We start from the raw sequence: 16,204 nt of genomic DNA on the forward strand, positions 1-16,204 counted from the left end.
ACGCGATCGACCGACCCAGGAGGTCCAGTGCCCGACGTCATCTTTCCTCTCGATTCGACACGCCGCTTCACCGACCAGGACAAGATCGGTCACAACCGTTGGCACCCCGACATCCCACCCGTGGCCACAGTGAAACCGGGGGAGTCGTTCCGGGTGCATTGCCGAGAATGGTTCGACGGGGAAATCCACAACGACGACTCCGCCGACGACATCCGCAACGCGCCGCTGCACACGGTCCACGCGCTGTCGGGACCGTTCGCGGTCGAGGGTGCGAAACCGGGTGACCTTTTGGTCGTCGACATTCTCGACCTCGGCCCGATCCCGCAGGAGGATTCGGGGCCGCTCGCCGGACAGGGCTGGGGCTATACCGGCATCTTCGCCAAGCCCAACGGCGGCGGCTTCCTCACCGACCAGTTCCCTGACGCCTACAAGGCGGTCTGGGATTTCTCGGGCCAGAAAGCGACGAGCCGTCACATTCCACACGTGTCGTTCACCGGCATCGTGCACCCGGGTTTGATGGGAACAGCTCCGTCGCACGATCTGTTGTCCACCTGGAACACCCGCGAAGCCGCCTTGATCGCGACCGACCCCGACCGGGTACCGCCGTTGGCACTACCGCCGGAGCCGAACGGTGCGATCCTCGGCAACCTCACCGGGGCGGACTTCGACCGTGTCGCGGCGGAGGGCGCACGTACTGCTCCACCTCGCGAGAACGGCGGCAACCAGGACATCAAGAACCTGACCAAGGGCAGCCGGATCTTTTACCCGGTGTTCGTCGACGGCGCGAACCTGTCGGTCGGCGACCTGCACTTCTCGCAGGGCGATGGCGAGATCACCTTCTGCGGTGCCATCGAAATGGGTGGCTTCATCGATCTGCGTGTCGATCTCATCCGCGGCGGAATGGATACCTACGGGGTCAGTGAGAACGCGATCTTCATGCCGGGCAACACCGATCCTCAGTTCTCCGAATGGCTTGCGTTCTCGGGTACGTCGGTGACGCTCGACGGTGAACAGCGCTATCTCGATTCGCAATTGGCGTACCAGCGGGCGTGTCTGCACGCCATCGAATACCTGACGAAGTTCGGATACAGCCCGGAGCAGGCGTACCTTCTCCTCGGCGCCGCGCCGATCGAGGGACGGCTTTCCGGAGTCGTGGACATCCCCAACTCTTGTGCCACGGTCTATCTTCCGACGGCAATCTTCGACTTCCCGCTGTCGCCGACGGCGGAGGGTCCGGTCCGGATCGACCGGGGTATGGGGGCGCCGCGTTCTCCGGCGTGAGTCGCGCGAACCGGAGCGCGTTCGCCGGCCGTCATGACCGGTAGAACGACCCGGACGACGTCAGAAGCGGGGTGACCGGATGCCGCACCAGTCGTCGACATCGCATTGACCGTCGACCCCGTTCCCGACAGCGATGACGGTGCCGTCGACGCGCACACCGAGCGTGTGGGCCGAGCCCGCCGCGACCGCGACGATGTCGCGCCACTGGTGGACATCGCACTGCCCGTGGCTGTTGTCGCCGGCCGCGCGAACCTTGCCGCTCGCGAGCACACCGACGGTGTGATGACTTCCCGCTGCCACCGATGTCACGTCGGCCCACCCGTCGACGCCGCATGCACCAGACTTGCGGTGCCCGACGGCAACAACGGTTCCATCGGTTCTGAGGGCGACGGTGTGCAGATATCCCGCCGTGACTGCGATGAGGTTGCGCCACTCGCCGACCCCGCACTGTCCGAATCGGTTGTTGCCCGTGGCGATTGCAGTGCCGTTTTCCCGGATCCCGACGGAATGCCAGTCACCGACGGCGACGTCGACGATCTCGCGCCAGGGGTCGACGTCGCACTGTTGTTCGGAGTTGCGTCCGGCAGCCACGACGGTGCCGTCTGCCTGCACGCCGAGGGTGCGGCGCCAGCCCGCGCCGATCGCCACGAGGTCGTGCCACGCGCTCACGTCGCACTGCCCGTCGCCGTTCCATCCTGCGGCCACGACGGTTCCGTCCTCACGAAGGCCGACGGTATGCGACCTGCCGGTGTTCCGTGCGGCGTGCACATTCCCGGCAGCTACTGCGAGGACGTTCCGCCACTCGAGCACGTCGCACTCGCCGGCAAAGTTATTTCCCACAGCGACGACGGTTCCGTCGCTGTGGAGGCCAACCGAATGGCGTCTACCTGCGGCAAGTACGGTCATGTGCTTCCATACTGCCAGCCGCGAGAATGCCGACGAAGTGTTCGACCCCGCCACACGCTGAGCGGAGGACGGCCGTTGCGACACTTTCCCCCCGTTGTCCGGGTTTCCGTTGCCTCACGACCCACGGCAAGCCGGACAACAGGAGGAAAGCTCGCGCGAGGCGCTCGATCCCTGCCCCGATGGTCCGAAAATGCCGTGTCGTGCGACACAATGGTCGCGAACCGATCGAAGAGGAGCGAGTCATGTTGAGCACCATGCAAGACGCACCCCTGTCCATCGCGCAGATTCTGCGCCACGGCAGCTCCGTCCACAGTCAGGCGGAGGTGGTGACCTGGACCGACTCCGGTCCGCGTCGGCGCACGTACGCCGAGGTCGGCCAACGGTGTGCGCAGCTCGCGCACGCTCTGCGCGGACTCGGTGTGAACGACGACGAGCGCGTAGCGACGTTCATGTGGAACAACGCCGAACACCTCGAGGCGTACCTCGCCATACCGGCGATGGGCGCCGTCCTGCATACCCTCAACATTCGCCTGTTCCCGGAACAGCTGATCCACGTGGCAAACCACGCCGAGGATCACGTGATCATCGTCGATCCGACCCTCGTGCCGTTGCTGGCACCGCAGCTGCCGCAGTTGACCACCGTCAAGCATGTGGTCGTGACCGGCGACTCGACCGCCGGTCTCGAAGCGCCGGACGGCGTGCAGCTGCACACCTACGAGGGGCTGATCGCCGACCAGCCCACCGACTTCGACTGGCCCGAAGTGGACGAGCGATCCGCAGCCGCGATGTGCTACACCTCCGGCACCACCGGCGATCCGAAAGGTGTTGCATACTCTCACCGTTCGATCTATCTGCATTCGATGCAGGTATGCACGACGGAGGGGCCTGCACTTCGCCAGGGCGACCGGGCCTTGGCGGTGGTTCCGCAGTTCCACGCCATGTCGTGGGGTCTGCCGTATGCGGCGTTCATGATCGGTGCATCGCTCATCATGCCCGACCGCTTTCTGCAGCCCGAACCGCTCGCCGCGCTCATCGCCGCCGAACGTCCGACCTTTGCCGCCGCAGTCCCGACCATCTGGCTCGGTCTGCACCAGTATCTCGAAGAGCATCCGCAGGACATCTCCTTCATGAAGGAGGTGCTGATCGGTGGATCGGCGGTGCCGCCGTCGTTGATGCACGCATTCGAGACCGACCACGACGTGCAGGTCCTGCACGCCTGGGGAATGACGGAGACGTCGCCGCTGGGCTCGGTGGCGCGGCCGCCGGTGAATGCCGAGGGCGACGAGCGGTGGCATTACCGATACACGCAGGGACGATTCCCGGCGTCGGTGCAGGCCCGTCTCGTCGGTGACGACGACGAGGTGGTTCCGAACGACGGCGTCAGCATCGGTGAACTCGAGGTCCGTGGGCCGTGGATCGCAGCCTCCTATTACGGTGTCGAGGCGCCCGAGAAGTTCCACGACGGATGGTTGCGCACGGGCGACGTCGGAAGCATCACTCCGGACGGCTATCTCACGTTGACGGATCGCACCAAGGACATCATCAAGTCCGGAGGTGAGTGGATTTCTTCGGTCGATCTGGAGAACGCCGTCATGGGGCACCCTGATGTTCTCGAAGCAGCGGTGATCGGTGTGCCGGACGACAAGTGGGACGAACGTCCGCTGGTCGCAGTCGTACTTCGTGCGGGGGCCACCGCGACCGTCGATACGCTGCGCGACTTCCTGTCGGACAAGGTTGCCAAGTGGCAGCTTCCCGAGAATTGGACCGTCGTCAGCGAGGTTCCCAAGACCAGCGTCGGCAAATTCGACAAGAAGCGCCTGCGGTCGCAGTATCACGACGGTGGGCTGGACGTCACACGGATCTGACGCGGACCCGAAGGGCCTGCCGCACCGCTGACGGTGCGGCAGGCCCTTCGATGTCAGCCCACGGAGGAGTTCGTTCGTCCCTTCCACCAGAACCACGCCGCGGTGACGATGATGGCGCCGACGATGGAGCCGATGATGCCGCTGGGTCGGAAATGGAGACCGTCCCCGGCGAGCAGGCTGATGAGCAGGCCGCCGACGAACGAGCCGCCAATTCCTGCAGCAAACGCTACTGTCCAATCGATTCCGGACGTGGACTTGCCCAGAATCAATTGTGCACCTGCGCCGACAAGTATCCCGAACAGAATGAGCCCGATGATCAGCATTGCCGGAGTATATGCAGCAGATTCTTCTCGACGTGGTGTTTCTCGATCGGACGCCGGTTACGGCACCTGGAATGTGGCGATGCCGGGGGTAACCGGTCCGGCAGCTGTCGAGGTCAAGAGGACGGCGATCTGTCCGGCGCCGGTGTCGATCGTGGCGAACGCCGGAATGCCGTTCAGCCCGTCCGACAGGCGAGCGGAGCCGGATTCACCGGTCGACAGGTTGACCCACTGCACATCCGCGTAGAGAAGGCATCCCCACCCGTCCTTCTTCCCTCCTGTGATCGTCATGGTGCCCGGCTCTTCGCCGATCACCGCGACGCAGCGGATCGACGGAGCGTCGAAGCTTCCGTTCGGATTGCCGTACGGCGCCGGGTCGGTCTGGAACGGGACGGTCGTCGAGGCCGAAGCGACTCCTGCCGCGAACAGGACCGATGTGGCAATGGTGGTGGCACAGACACCGACGGCACGCATCAGTCTCATGGAGGACCTCACTTGTCGAGTTGTCGATTCACCATTTCGGTGATCCAGATGGGGGCGAACGGGGACGTGCATCCCGGGGAGGTCGGATAGTCCTCGAGCACTTTCAATCGCTCGCCGATGTCGAGTGCACGAGCGCGATACTCGGCGTGTTCGATCCCGATCCGGGCGAGACAGGTGTTCATGGCCCACTGCAATCGTTCCGGAGCATCCTTCATCTGCGTTTCGATGATGTCGAGCAGGCCGGCGAGGTCGAGGTCTTCGGGGCCCTTCACCACGCGTTCGGAAGTCAGGTCCCAACCGGCGCTCGCCACAACGGGATCCGGATCGTCGAACCACAGGGCTCGCAACTCGTCGGCATGTGGATTTTTCTTCGCGATGTAGTTGACGAGCCAATCCTGCACCTTCGGCACACGTGCCTGCCGCAACATGGTGTCCAGCTCGTCGAGTGAATACGCTTTCGGGCGGCTGACCAGGATCGCGAGAAGCCTCGCTGCGCTGTCTCCGGTTTCCCAGAGCTCGCCCGCGAGTTCGTGTTGCGTCCTCAGTCTCTTGGCGATGGCGCGCAGCTTCGTGAGGTTGACGGCGTGGTCGTCGCCGTGCCGGGCATTCACCTCGCGGATCTTCGGGTCTTCGAGTTCTGCCAGCTCAGCCATCAACTCGGACACTGTCGGCGGTTCCACCGTGGATCCGGCCACCGTTCGCTCCGTTCTTCGTCGATATGGAATTCACACTACGTGTGTCGAGCGCCTTCTCATCGCGTTACGCTGCCACTGACCGCGATTCGGTTGAACACTGTGGGGGCCGAAATGTGAACCGGGACGAACTCGCACGGGCGGTACTCGGACTGGACGGCATCGGATGCGCGGCTGCTGCGGTGGCAGTGTCGCTGGACGAGCGGGCCGCAGGATCGGTCGACCCGTCTCAACGCGTACGAGTGCCTGTTGCCGTTGCACTGGGCGCGACCAGCGTCGTCCTGGTGCGTGCGGCGGTTCGTCGTCCGGCGCGGCGCCGCGATCTCGAAATTGCTGCAGCGGTCAATCTCGGCTGGGTGGCGGCATGCTGTGTCGGATTGTCGCGGGCGCCGTCGCGGTTGGGTCGCGGCCTCCTCATCACCACTGCGCTTTCGGACGGCGTCGCGGCGGTTGCGCAGTGGTCTCTACGACCGAGTGCTCGCTGACACACCGTTGCCGTGGAGGTGTGCGCGCTCGCCGTTGTGATCGAGGATGGTGAGGATTTCGACGACGCCGCCGTGGGCACTGATCGCGTGCGGCGTCATCGTCGAGAACTCGGCGGCATTGCCCTCCTGGATGAGGATGGTGCGCTCACCGAGCTGAAGGCGCGCGGTGCCGGTGAGGACGGTGAACCAGTCGTGGCCAGGGTGGACCGAGAGCGTCTCCGTGGGGGCAGGGTCTTCGTTCGTGATGCGCATCTTCGCGATGGTCACTCCGTTGAGGGAGCGTTCGCGTGAGAGAAGCCAGGTGGTGTATCCGGGCATGTTCTGGGGCTGCGGCCTGATCACCACATCCTGGTCGTCGTCGGATTCGACGAGGTGATCGATCGTGATGTCGAGTGCTCGCGCGATCGGGACGAGCTGATCCAATGCGATTCTGCGGCGGCCGGTTTCGATGCGACTCAGATTCGATGGGCTGATGTGACAGCGGGTAGCGAGTGCATCGAGTGTCCACCCGCGCGCCAGGCGCAGGCTCCGGATGCGCTGCCGGACGACCTGGTCCAGATCAATATCTTCTTGCTCCATAGGCAAGATGGTATGCGCATTCGGCATTGATCGCTATAGCGTGGAGGAATGCACCACCACAGTCACCACGAAGCACACATGCACGACGAATCCCCGGCAGATCTACTGGATCTCGACGCCGAGGTCCATCTCGGATACCTGGAGGGCCTGGTCGAATGGATCGCCGACCGGTCGACTCCCCGTGTCATCGTCGATGTGGGGGCCGGAACCGGGACGGGCACGCGTGCCCTCGCCGAACGATTCCCCGAGGCCGAACTGATCGCCGTCGATCGGTCACCGCAGATGCTGGCTCGAGTTCGTGACATTGCTGGTCAGTATGGCTTTCAGGATCGGGTCGACACTGTCGAGGCAGATCTGGACGCCGGCTGGCCTGCTGTGGAATCGGCCGATCTCGTGTGGGCGGCGTTGTCGCTCCATCACGTCCGGGATCCGGCCGTCTTCCTGCAGCAACTCCATGCTTCGCTGAATCCTGGAGCGCTCCTGGTGGTCGTCGAAATGGAATCCCAGCCGCGCTTCCTTCCCGACGACATCGGGATCGGTACGCCGGGGCTCGAAGCGCGCGCTCACACGCTCGCCGCCGAACGCGGATGGAACAACCATCCGGACTGGAGCGATGACCTCGAACGCGCAGGATTCGACGTCGAAGCCGTGCGCCGCACCGAGATCGACCTCGACGGCAATACGACAACCGCCCGTACCTACGCGCGGACGGTGTTGAGCAAGCTTCGTAAGGGGCTCGGAAACGGCCTGTCCGCAGATGATCTCGACACCCTGAATCGACTGTGCGCGGACCACGGCCCCGACTCTCTGCCCACCAGGACCGACCTGAGGGTCCGGAGTAACCGAACCGCATGGGCAGCAAGAAAACTCGATCGAGGAGCGAACTGATGAACACGAACACCGAGCAGTCTGCCATTGCGCACTACGACGTTGCTGTGATCGGGGGTGGCGCGGCAGGTTTGAGTGCCGCGATCGCGCTCGCCCGCTCGCGACGCTCGGTGCTCGTCGTCGACGCCGGAGAACCACGCAATGCGCCGGCCGCAGGCGCGCACAACGTGCTCGGCCACGACGGTGTTCCACCGCTCGAGCTCCTCGCCGCAGGCCGCAAGGAAGCGGTCGGGTACGGGGTGGAGATTCGCGTCGACACCGCCGCAGCGGTGCGCCGGGACGGTGATGCGTTCGAGGTGGACCTCGAGGAAAGCGGAACCGTGCGAGCGCGACGACTCGTGCTGGCGTCAGGGCTCGTCGACGAACTGCCCGAGCTGCCGGGCGTACGGGAGATGTGGGGCAAGAAGGTGCTGCACTGTCCCTACTGCCACGGATGGGAAGTGCGGGATCAGCGCATCGGTGTGATCGGGTCGAGTCCGATGAGTGTCCACCAGGCGCTGTTGTTCCGGCAGCTCACCGACGACGTCACGTTGTTCACCCACACCATGCCGGAACTCGACGCCGACTCGGTCGAACAGCTGGCGGCACGGCAGATCCGCGTGGTCGATGTCGCTGTCGTACGCCTCCGCGACGAGGGAGACAAGGGGGTCACCGTCGTACTCGACGGCGCACCCGACGCCGAACAGGACGCGGTGGTGGTCGCCCCACGGTTCCACGCTCGGGCCGACCTGTACCGACAGCTCGGCGGCACCATGACCGATCACCCGCTCGGAGCCTTCATCGACTCCGATCCGATGGGGAAGACGGAGGTGCCCGGAGTGTGGGCTGCGGGCAATGCGAGCGACCTGTCGGCGATGGTGATGGTGGCATCGGGGGCGGGTGTGATGGCGGGGGCCGCCGTCAATGCTGATCTCGTGGCGGAGGATGTGGCTTCGGCCGTCCGGGATCGCACCGCCCAGCGCTGACACCGGCGGCGGCCCGAGTCGTCCGAAGCAGTACAGGATGTGGTTCACGGATCCGGACGGACCAGCTGGCCCAGCCGGCTGATGATGCGTTCGACGTCGTGGGGGAGTGGAGCCTCTTCGGTGAGTGCATCCAGTGGCGTCGCCGAGATGAACGTGGTCGTGATGTCGCGGTCGTACAGAACGTCGACGACGTTCGCGAAGCGTTGCGACGGTTCTCTGCCTGCGGTGCGCAGGTCGGGGATTGCACTGACGACCCAGAACTGGAAGGACTCGGCGAGGGCGAGGTAGTCCGCCGGTGCGGTGGTGTCGACGCACAGGTCGGAAAAGTCGATCCACAGGGCACCACTGGTGCCGCGCTGGAGGCGGATCGGGTGGCCGGCCGGAGCGACCGTCACCGCTTCGTCGAGCCCGGGTGGGTCGAGACCGAGGCGGGCGAGTTGGTGCGCTGAGTCGGGTGTGATCCATGCTCCGGCCGGCCATCCGGTGTCGTGGCCCGACGCGGTGCGGTAGTCGACGGGGCCGTCGACTGCCACAACCGTCAGTTGCTGCTCGATCAATTCGATGGTCGGCACGAAATCATCGTGGAATAGCGGATTCGGCATGAGCGAACGTGGTGGGTAGTTCGAGGTCAGAACGACTCTGACGTTGCGGCGCAGGAGTGCGGATAGCAGGCGCGAGATGAATATGCCGTCGGCGGGATCGTGGATGTGGAACTCGTCGAAGCACACGACATCCACTCCACCGAGTAGTTCGTCGAGGGTGGCAGCGAGGTTGTGTCGGTGGCGTCCGAGGGCGGTGTGCAGGTCGCGGAAGAATTCATGGAAGTGGACTCGCAGCTTCCGGTGAGTGGGGAGTGCATCGAAGTACATCGACATGAGCCGGGTCTTACCGCGTCCGGCCGGCCCCCACAGGTACAGGCCCCGTTCGGCAGTCGCGAGTTCGAGTGCGGCATGTCGCTGAGCTGCGTCCAGGGTGAATCCGAGTGTCTTTGCGGCGTGGTCGAATGCATCAGGTTGCACCCCGGATGGATGGGCCGGGGTTGTATTGCGAAACCATCCCATGGTCGGAACTCTACTATCGTAGAGTCTGGGAGGATGGAGACATGCCTCACCGCGCCTCTCGCCGAGACGTCATCTGTGACGCGGCTCTGGATCTCGCCGCGGAGGGCGGCAACCATGCGCTCACCCACCGGGGCATCGACGCACGACTCGAACTCGCGCGCGGCTCCACGTCGTACTACTACCGCACCAGGCAGGCGCTGGTCTCGGCCGCGATCGCTCGCCTCACGCAGGGGTCGAGCGAATCCTTCCGCGCCGCGTTGCCCGCAGAACCACCCCGATCGGCCGAGGAAGCGAGCGCGCTGATCACCGGCCAACTCGAGACGCTGGTCGTCGACAGGCGACGAGATGTTCTCGCCAGATACGCACTGGCAGTCGACGCCGCAAGCGAGGAAATCCTGCGCGTGGCGTTGGCGTCGTGCCTGTTCTCCCGGCCTGCGGCGACCACCCTGATGGATTCGCTGGGTGCGCACGATCCGGACGGGGCCGCACGCGACCTGATCGTTCTGCTCGAAGGCATGGTCTTCGATCTCACCTACGGGTCGCGGGCGCTGGGTACCGACACCCGGTTCGACGACCACCGAGAGCCGGTACGGCAGGCTATCGCCCTTTGGATCGGCGCGCTCTGCACTCGGTAGCTCTATCATTTGCCCTATGGCTACAGCTCCGCCGCCCGACAGCGATCTACCCGCGTCCATCGGCAAGCCTGCGACGCGAGGCCTGCTCGATGCTGGAGTGGTGACGCTCGACGACGTCGCAGCCCGTTCGAAGGCGGAGTTGGCGGCGCTGCACGGTGTGGGTCCCAAGGCGCTGCGAATCCTCTCGGACGTTCTCGCCGAGCGGGGGCAGGACTTCGCGTCGTAGGGTCGGTGAGGTTCGAATCCGGCTGAGCGAACGGCACACCCGGTAGGTCTGAAGAGACGAAGGATCCGTTCGCTCGGATGTGGGTTCACGACAGGAGATCACGATGACAGCCGCGGCCCCCGCGACCCACCGCCCGCGACGGCACATTCTGCGGTGGACCCTGCTTGTGCTCGCGCTCGTCGTGGTGATTGCGCTCGCGGGCTTCGTGCTGAGCCCGACGCCGGGCGCACTCGTCGTCAGGGCGGTGTTCGAGCGGGACGCAACCAGGCTGACGGCAAATCTCGAGGAGGGCGCGCCGGCAACCGATCTCGTCGCAGACCTCGCCTACCGCGGCGACGACCCCGACGCGTACCTCGACGTGTACACGCCGACGGGGACGACGGAGTCGCTCCCCACCGTCGTGTGGACGCATGGAGGCGCGTGGATATCCGGTAATCGAAAGAACTACGCCGGGTACTACCAGCGGCTCGCCGACGCGGGGTTCACGGTGGTATCCGTCGGCTACTCGCTCGCGCCGGAACACCGCTATCCGACGGCCGTTCACCAGCTCAACGACGCGCACGCCTACCTGCTCGCGCACGCAGAGAAACTACACATCGACACCGGGCGGATCGTGCTCGCCGGGGACTCCGCGGGCGCTCAGCTGTCGGCACAGCTCGCCGCGGCAATCACCGACCCCGAGGCCGCCCGTGGCCTCGGGGTGGAACCGGCGCTGTCTGCGGAGGCACTGCGTGGCGTGGTCCTCAATTGCGGTATCTACAACGTGCCTGCCATGGACGGTGCGGGCGGTCTGGTCGGATGGGGCGTCCAGCAGGCGCTCTGGGCCTACACCGGCGACCGTGACTTCGCGTCGTCGAAGGCTGCCCGGCAGATGTCGAGCCTGTTCGTCGTCACAGAGAACTTCCCGGCGGCATTCATCAACGGCGGGAACGCCGATCCGCTCACCGCCACGCAGTCGAAGCCGCTGGCGGGCAAACTGTCCGAGATCGGTGTTGCGGTGGACGAGGTCTTCTACCCGGACGATCACACGCCCGAACTCGGGCACGAGTACCAGTTCGACCTGTCGCTTCAGGATGCTCGCGACGCCCTCGACCGCACGATTACGTTCGTGCACAAGGTGACTGCATAGAGCCGCAGCGCATCATGAGGTCGCGAGATCGGGAAGTGGCACCGTCAGAATGTGTGCAGCGTCGTCGGTGACGGCGATGGTGTGTTCACTGTGTGCAGTGCGTGACCCGTCCGCGGACCGGATGGTCCAGCCATCCGGGTCGTACACGATCTTGGCGGTTCCCGCGGCGAACCACGGTTCGAGCGCGAGGGTGAGCCCGGGGCGCAGGACGAGGCCGCGACCGGCCCGGCCGACGTTCGACACGTGAGGGTCCTCGTGCATGGTGCGTCCGAGGCCGTGCCCACCGAACTCGGTGTTGACCGGGTATCCGTACTCGGCTGCCACCGCGCCGATGGCGGCGGAGATGTCGCCCAACCTGTTGCCCGGCCGCGCTGCCGCGATGCCGGCGTCGAGCGCCTTTTGCGTGGCGTCGATCAGCCGGAGGTCTTCGTCCCGCGGCCTTCCGACGACGATGCTGCGCGCCGAATCGGCGACCCACCCGTCGATCGACACCGCGATGTCCATGGTGAGCAGGTCGCCGTCGCGCAGTATGTAGTCGTGGGGGAGCCCGTGAAGTACGGCATCGTTGACGGACAGGCAGATGACATTCCGGAACGGGCCGCGCCCGAACGACGGGGAATAGTCCCAATAGCACGACACCGCACCGCGTTCCGCAATGAGATCGCGGGCGCGCTGTTCGAGGTCGAGGAGATTGACGCCGGGTTCGGCCCGGTGCGAGAGGTCGGCAAGGAGATCGGCGATGAATGCCCCCGTGACGCGCATGGCGGCAACTTCTCCGGGTGTTTTGAGCTCGAGCATCGGTGGTCCTTCGCGAGTGGTCGAAATCAACGGTACCGGTATTTTAATACCACAAGAGTGTAGGGTCGTGCGTATGGTTCGTCTCCCGCTCACCCCGGAACAGCTCGCGGCAGGTCGTCGCCTCGGTGGACGTCTCCGTGAGGCTCGCGGCACCCGCACGCTCGCCGAAGTCGCGAGTGAGGCGGGGATCTCACCCGAAACTCTCCGCAAGATCGAAACCGGCCGTATGGCAACACCGGCATTTGCGACAGTTGCGGCGTTGGCGCAGGTCCTTGCGGTGTCCCTGGACGAACTTGCCGAGCTTGCGCTGGTGTCTCCCGTCGGCGATCCGGTCCGGTCGGCCGGATAGCGCGGGGCAGCGTCGGTTTGGGCCGCGTTGAGACGGGGAACACGGCTTCTCGACCCCTTGGTCGAATGAGTCGAAGGTAGGGATGAAGCGATGACGACTGCAACACCCGTACGGATCGACAACCCGAGTCGGGAGCAGGCCCTGACCGAAACCAGAACGGCAGGTGTCGTACTCCTGGTGATCATGGTCGTGCTCGGGGGTCTCGCTGTAGCGTTCATCGCCGGTTCTCCGCTGCTGGGAGTCGCGGCTGCTCTCTCGATCGGTGTCGGCGCGCCGGTGCTCGCCGCGCTGCTGTGAGGCCGAACCGAGTGCTGTGAGCGAGTGTCACGAGTACAAGATCGAACCAGGTGATCCCCTGGTGGAGCTGTGATGTGGGGGAGCTATTGTTCCCGCCATGTCGAAAGCATTTTCCTTCACCACCGAATTCGAGCACAGCGTTGACGCGGTGCACGCTGCACTGACCAGCGAGGACTACTGGAAGGGCCGCAGCGGCGCCGACGCCGACGCCGACGGCAGCTCGATCACCGTGTCCGCACCCGCAGGCCCCGGGACGATTCGTGTCGAGATCACCGGCCGGATGGACCCTGCAGGTCTGCCCGCTGTAGTTCGGGGCATCCTTCGTGGCCCGCTCGAGATGAACCGGGCGGATGAGTGGAGCGCGCTCGACGGCGACCGTGCTCAGGGTGCGATGACCGGAGGCTCCTCGAGCCTGCCCGTCTCGATCGAAGGCCGATCCGAGCTGCGCCCGTCTGCATCGGGTGGTTCCGTCGTTGAGGTCACCGGTGAAGTCGCGGTGAAGATTCCGGTCGTCGGCGGGCAGGTCGAGGGTCTCGTCGTCCAGATGGTCGAGAGCATCGTCCACGGCGACCAGAAGGAACTGAACGACTGGCTCGCTGCCAAGTGACGAAAGTGGGGCCGCTCCGGCGGCCCCACTTTTCCGTAGGGTCGGGTGGCATGGGATTTCGATCACGCGCCACCGCGACGTCTTCAGGCACACACGGCGCTGGACGGGAGCGTGCCGCGCACCGTATTGCACGACGCGACGGGTGCCGCATCGACCGACTCGTCGGTGACGATACGGACACCCGTTTTCCCCTCACCTATGTCCGAACAGGCCCACGCGGGCGAGTCCCGATCCTGATCCTCCCCGGCGGACCCGGGCTGGCATCGGCCGTTCCCTACCATCGACTTCGGGTTCTCGCAGCCCGCGACGGGCTCGACGTGATCATGATGGAACATCGCGGAGTCGGCCTGTCTCGTCGAGACGAACACGGACACGACCTGCCGGGCAGCGCGGTCACGATCGAGCGCGTCATCGATGATATGGCTGCCGTCCTGGATGCGGCCGACGTGTCACGCGCTCTCGTCTACGGCTCGTCCTACGGGACCTACCTGGCACAGGGCTTCGGGGTGAGGCACCCGGAGCGAGTCGCGGGGATGATTCTCGATTCGCCGATGCTGTCCGTCGAGCAGGATCTCGACATGGTGCGTGCCCACCGGCGAGGGCTTTTCCTCCAAGGCTCCGATCCTGCCCTCGCACCGGTCGTAATCGCAGTGCGGAACGCGATCGACGCCGGCCTTCCGCAGGACGAGATCAGCGCGATAGTGCAGATCACCTACGAATTCGCCGGACCCGAGGTGCTCACGGAGATCTTGCGGGAACGCGCTTGCGGGCGGCTGCGTCGAACGTGGCAGACGGTGTCCCGACTCGGCCGGTCGGAGGTGGACGGAGCCGTGGTGCCGTACTACGCGGAAACCGATCTCGTGCGGGACATCATGTACCGCGAACTGGGATTCGGTCTCCCCACCGACGGCGAACCACTCGATCCTCAATCGATTTTCGCTGCGGCACGGCCGCATCCGCCGTTCGACGCCGAACCGTTCGATCTCCCCACTCGGATACCGGAGTTTACGTGGCCCACAGCGGTGTTGTCGGGGGAGCGCGACCTACGCACGCCCCGGCCTGTCGCCGAACGCATCGTCGAACTTGTCCCCGGGGCTGTCCTCGTACCCGTCGCAGGGATGGCGCACAGTGCACTGGACACACACCGGCTCGTCGCGGTCGGAGTGTCGGATGCCTGCTCGGACTCGTTGAGCGGAAAAGGGTTCGGACACGTGCCTGAACTGGCTCCGATGCTGTCGAGGTTGCCGAAGAAGGGGATGTCGAACGCTCTCGGCCCGGCGATCGCTACTGCAGTGGGGCTCGGGAAACGCGCGGGGTCGGTCGCGTCGCTGATCCGCCCGGGGGGCTGATGGCGGCCGTGTGATCCGCGACACGCCGCGGTCGGTCGTTGCAGGGGTAGTGCTGTCGGAGCAGTATCAGGCCATGTCGGCACCGTGGGATGACGATGGCGGCTTCGCATGGGAGCAACGCGAAGCCGGACGCACCTGGGATCAGATCGGCGACGAGCTCGGCTGCCCCCCGCACGTGGCGCGCGAACTGGGCGAGCGGTACCACGCGGAATTCACGGCGTCGGCACTGCGCGATCAACTCCCGTTGTTCGATATACCCGGCGGAGGTGGTTCCTAGACGGTCGGATATGGGGGCAGATATGGGTATTGTCCCGGATGCGCCCGAATGGTCGCAGCCCGCACACTCGACATCGAGAATCTCCCGCAGCCGAAGGAGCTCGCGATGTCGAAGAAGCGAAATGCAACGTCTGCGTGCATGATCGGAGCAGTGATGCTGCTCGGTGGTGTCGCGACTGCGGGTGCTGCGCCGCCGTCTGCAGCGCAAGAACTCGTATCCGATCTCCACGCCATCGAAGAACTGCGCGTACGTCAGCACGACGCGTGGAAGAACGGTGACGGCGAAGCGTATGCCGCGATCCATACTCACGACGCCGATGTGATGACGTTCAGCGGCGACCTGTTGCACGGCCACGACGAGATCGCGTCCGGCATGCAGTACTTCTTCGACACCTATGTCGGCGGCACCGAACTGAAGCAGATCTCCGAGAACGTGGCGTTCCCACGCCCGGACATGGCGATCATCATCCGCACGGGGTGCGTGCTCTGGAACGACGAGACGGAGTGCACCGACGAGGCATTGTCGCGTAACACGAGCGTCGCGCTGAAGACGGATGGGCAATGGCTGATCCGCTCGTTCCAGAACACCCGCCTCGATCCGCTCCTGCCGAGGTGAGCTCCGTTCGTTCCGAGTTCACCTGATCATCACCGGGCGGTGACTGCGTTGATGCATTTCCCCGCCACCATCGAATGCATGCAGGCACTCGTGCCCGACTCGCTGTTCGGTTTTCTCCAGGAAAGTGGCCTGGCCACGTCCGGGGGTGAGGCAGCGGCGCTCCTCATGGAAGGCGCTGTGTGCGTCAACCACATTCCTGTGCGGAGTCCACGCAAGCGACTGCAGGCCGGTGATGTGGTGTCGGTGTCGGATGGTCACGTCGTCGCGGTGTTCGGAACGACGTCCCTACTTTGACGAGAACGCAGCCCTGACGTTCGGAAACGCGCAGGTGGTGGGCGGTTGTCGGCTCGGTGTGATAAGCCGTAGCCGACGGATCGAACGACCACGAGGGGGACCT

Annotated in this window: 22 protein-coding genes; 15 read left to right on the forward strand and 7 right to left on the reverse strand. The window is 65.2% G+C overall.

Annotated elements, in window-relative coordinates; all coding sequences use genetic code 11:
* Window positions 1-27: 27 nt before the first annotated feature.
* A complete protein-coding gene (gene fmdA, locus ACFWCF_RS08420) occupies window positions 28-1,281 on the forward strand; it encodes a formamidase (protein ID WP_378559599.1) in 1,254 nt (417 codons plus the stop codon).
* A gap of 60 nt (window positions 1,282-1,341) precedes the next feature.
* Here fmdA and ACFWCF_RS08425 read toward each other — a convergent pair whose 3' ends face one another.
* The gene (locus tag ACFWCF_RS08425; RefSeq protein ID WP_378559602.1) at window positions 1,342-2,187 is read right to left on the reverse strand and encodes an RCC1 domain-containing protein; all 846 of its coding nucleotides are present in this window, start codon (window positions 2,185-2,187) and stop codon (window positions 1,342-1,344) included.
* A 242-nt stretch (window positions 2,188-2,429) separates the two neighbouring features.
* On the opposite strand from ACFWCF_RS08425, the gene ACFWCF_RS08430 reads away from it, so the two are divergent.
* Window positions 2,430-4,052 carry a long-chain fatty acid--CoA ligase gene (locus ACFWCF_RS08430; RefSeq protein WP_378559605.1) on the forward strand — a complete coding sequence of 541 codons (1,623 nt, stop codon included), beginning with the start codon at window positions 2,430-2,432 and terminating at the stop codon, window positions 4,050-4,052.
* Between the two features lie 53 nt (window positions 4,053-4,105).
* Here the strand turns inward: ACFWCF_RS08430 and ACFWCF_RS08435 are convergent, their stop codons facing one another.
* Genes ACFWCF_RS08435 through ACFWCF_RS08445 form a run of 3 tightly spaced genes read right to left on the reverse strand, consistent with a single transcriptional unit; the run spans window position 4,106 to window position 5,508 of the window.
* Window positions 4,106-4,375, reverse strand: a complete 270-nt coding sequence (locus ACFWCF_RS08435; protein ID WP_378559608.1) for a GlsB/YeaQ/YmgE family stress response membrane protein — start codon at window positions 4,373-4,375, stop codon at window positions 4,106-4,108.
* Between the two features lie 57 nt (window positions 4,376-4,432).
* A complete protein-coding gene (locus ACFWCF_RS08440) occupies window positions 4,433-4,855 on the reverse strand; it encodes a hypothetical protein (RefSeq protein WP_378559611.1) in 423 nt (140 codons plus the stop codon).
* A gap of 8 nt (window positions 4,856-4,863) precedes the next feature.
* Window positions 4,864-5,508, reverse strand: a complete 645-nt coding sequence (locus tag ACFWCF_RS08445; protein ID WP_378560212.1) for a DNA alkylation repair protein — start codon at window positions 5,506-5,508, stop codon at window positions 4,864-4,866.
* A 155-nt stretch (window positions 5,509-5,663) separates the two neighbouring features.
* Between ACFWCF_RS08445 and ACFWCF_RS08450 the strand changes: the two genes are divergently transcribed.
* Window positions 5,664-6,032, forward strand: coding sequence for a hypothetical protein (locus tag ACFWCF_RS08450; protein WP_378559614.1), 369 nt, complete (start codon window positions 5,664-5,666; stop codon window positions 6,030-6,032).
* Here ACFWCF_RS08450 and ACFWCF_RS08455 read toward each other — a convergent pair.
* Window positions 6,012-6,611, reverse strand: coding sequence for a helix-turn-helix domain-containing protein (locus ACFWCF_RS08455; protein WP_378559617.1), 600 nt, complete (start codon window positions 6,609-6,611; stop codon window positions 6,012-6,014). The two genes, ACFWCF_RS08450 and ACFWCF_RS08455, sit on opposite strands and share 21 nt — an antisense overlap.
* Before the next feature lie 78 nt (window positions 6,612-6,689).
* On the opposite strand from ACFWCF_RS08455, the gene ACFWCF_RS08460 reads away from it, so the two are divergent.
* Together ACFWCF_RS08460 and ACFWCF_RS08465 are read left to right on the forward strand one after the other, a co-directional pair.
* Window positions 6,690-7,499, forward strand: coding sequence for a class I SAM-dependent methyltransferase (locus ACFWCF_RS08460; RefSeq protein WP_378559619.1), 810 nt, complete (start codon window positions 6,690-6,692; stop codon window positions 7,497-7,499).
* Window positions 7,499-8,464, forward strand: coding sequence for an NAD(P)/FAD-dependent oxidoreductase (locus tag ACFWCF_RS08465; RefSeq protein WP_378559622.1), 966 nt, complete (start codon window positions 7,499-7,501; stop codon window positions 8,462-8,464). Before ACFWCF_RS08460 ends, ACFWCF_RS08465 begins: the two co-directional genes overlap by 1 nt.
* A gap of 44 nt (window positions 8,465-8,508) precedes the next feature.
* Here the strand turns inward: ACFWCF_RS08465 and zapE are convergent, their stop codons facing one another.
* Entirely contained in the window at window positions 8,509-9,483 is a 975-nt protein-coding gene (zapE, locus tag ACFWCF_RS08470; RefSeq protein WP_378559625.1) for a cell division protein ZapE, read from the reverse strand.
* An 83-nt stretch (window positions 9,484-9,566) separates the two neighbouring features.
* Here zapE and ACFWCF_RS08475 point away from each other — a divergent pair, with 83 nt between their 5' ends.
* The 3 genes from ACFWCF_RS08475 to ACFWCF_RS08485 all read left to right on the forward strand — a co-directional run bounded on the left by ACFWCF_RS08475 (window position 9,567) and on the right by ACFWCF_RS08485 (window position 11,515).
* Window positions 9,567-10,160: a TetR/AcrR family transcriptional regulator gene (locus ACFWCF_RS08475; protein WP_378559628.1), complete on the forward strand. Its 594-nt coding sequence runs from the start codon at window positions 9,567-9,569 to the stop codon at window positions 10,158-10,160.
* A 16-nt stretch (window positions 10,161-10,176) separates the two neighbouring features.
* A complete protein-coding gene (locus ACFWCF_RS08480; protein ID WP_378559631.1) occupies window positions 10,177-10,386 on the forward strand; it encodes a helix-hairpin-helix domain-containing protein in 210 nt (69 codons plus the stop codon).
* Window positions 10,387-10,489: 103 nt separating this feature from the next.
* Window positions 10,490-11,515 (forward strand): alpha/beta hydrolase, encoded by a 1,026-nt coding sequence (locus tag ACFWCF_RS08485; protein WP_378559634.1) that lies wholly within the window; start codon window positions 10,490-10,492, stop codon window positions 11,513-11,515.
* A 12-nt stretch (window positions 11,516-11,527) separates the two neighbouring features.
* On the opposite strand, the gene map is transcribed toward ACFWCF_RS08485, so the two are convergent.
* Window positions 11,528-12,313, reverse strand: coding sequence for a type I methionyl aminopeptidase (gene map, locus ACFWCF_RS08490; RefSeq protein ID WP_378559637.1), 786 nt, complete (start codon window positions 12,311-12,313; stop codon window positions 11,528-11,530).
* Window positions 12,314-12,386: 73 nt separating this feature from the next.
* Here map and ACFWCF_RS08495 point away from each other — a divergent pair, with 73 nt between their 5' ends.
* The 7 genes from ACFWCF_RS08495 (at window position 12,387) to ACFWCF_RS08525 (ending at window position 16,101) form a co-directional block, all read left to right on the forward strand.
* The gene (locus ACFWCF_RS08495) at window positions 12,387-12,662 is read left to right on the forward strand and encodes a helix-turn-helix domain-containing protein (protein WP_378559640.1); all 276 of its coding nucleotides are present in this window, start codon (window positions 12,387-12,389) and stop codon (window positions 12,660-12,662) included.
* Between the two features lie 90 nt (window positions 12,663-12,752).
* Complete coding sequence (locus tag ACFWCF_RS08500; RefSeq protein WP_378559643.1) at window positions 12,753-12,959, forward strand: hypothetical protein; 207 nt, start codon at window positions 12,753-12,755, stop codon at window positions 12,957-12,959.
* Window positions 12,960-13,056: 97 nt separating this feature from the next.
* Window positions 13,057-13,566: a DUF2505 domain-containing protein gene (locus ACFWCF_RS08505; protein ID WP_378559645.1), complete on the forward strand. Its 510-nt coding sequence runs from the start codon at window positions 13,057-13,059 to the stop codon at window positions 13,564-13,566.
* Window positions 13,567-13,616: 50 nt separating this feature from the next.
* A complete protein-coding gene (locus tag ACFWCF_RS08510) occupies window positions 13,617-14,915 on the forward strand; it encodes an alpha/beta fold hydrolase (RefSeq protein WP_378559647.1) in 1,299 nt (432 codons plus the stop codon).
* A gap of 73 nt (window positions 14,916-14,988) precedes the next feature.
* Window positions 14,989-15,192 (forward strand): hypothetical protein, encoded by a 204-nt coding sequence (locus tag ACFWCF_RS08515; protein WP_378559650.1) that lies wholly within the window; start codon window positions 14,989-14,991, stop codon window positions 15,190-15,192.
* 105 nt (window positions 15,193-15,297) lie between these two features.
* The gene (locus ACFWCF_RS08520; protein ID WP_378559653.1) at window positions 15,298-15,807 is read left to right on the forward strand and encodes an SgcJ/EcaC family oxidoreductase; all 510 of its coding nucleotides are present in this window, start codon (window positions 15,298-15,300) and stop codon (window positions 15,805-15,807) included.
* Window positions 15,808-15,885: 78 nt separating this feature from the next.
* The gene (locus tag ACFWCF_RS08525) at window positions 15,886-16,101 is read left to right on the forward strand and encodes an RNA-binding S4 domain-containing protein (RefSeq protein ID WP_378559656.1); all 216 of its coding nucleotides are present in this window, start codon (window positions 15,886-15,888) and stop codon (window positions 16,099-16,101) included.
* Window positions 16,102-16,204: the final 103 nt, after the last annotated feature.

Origin of the sequence: Rhodococcus sp. NPDC060090 (assembly GCF_042729855.1) — a bacterium.
Lineage (GTDB): Bacteria > Actinomycetota > Actinomycetes > Mycobacteriales > Mycobacteriaceae > Rhodococcus.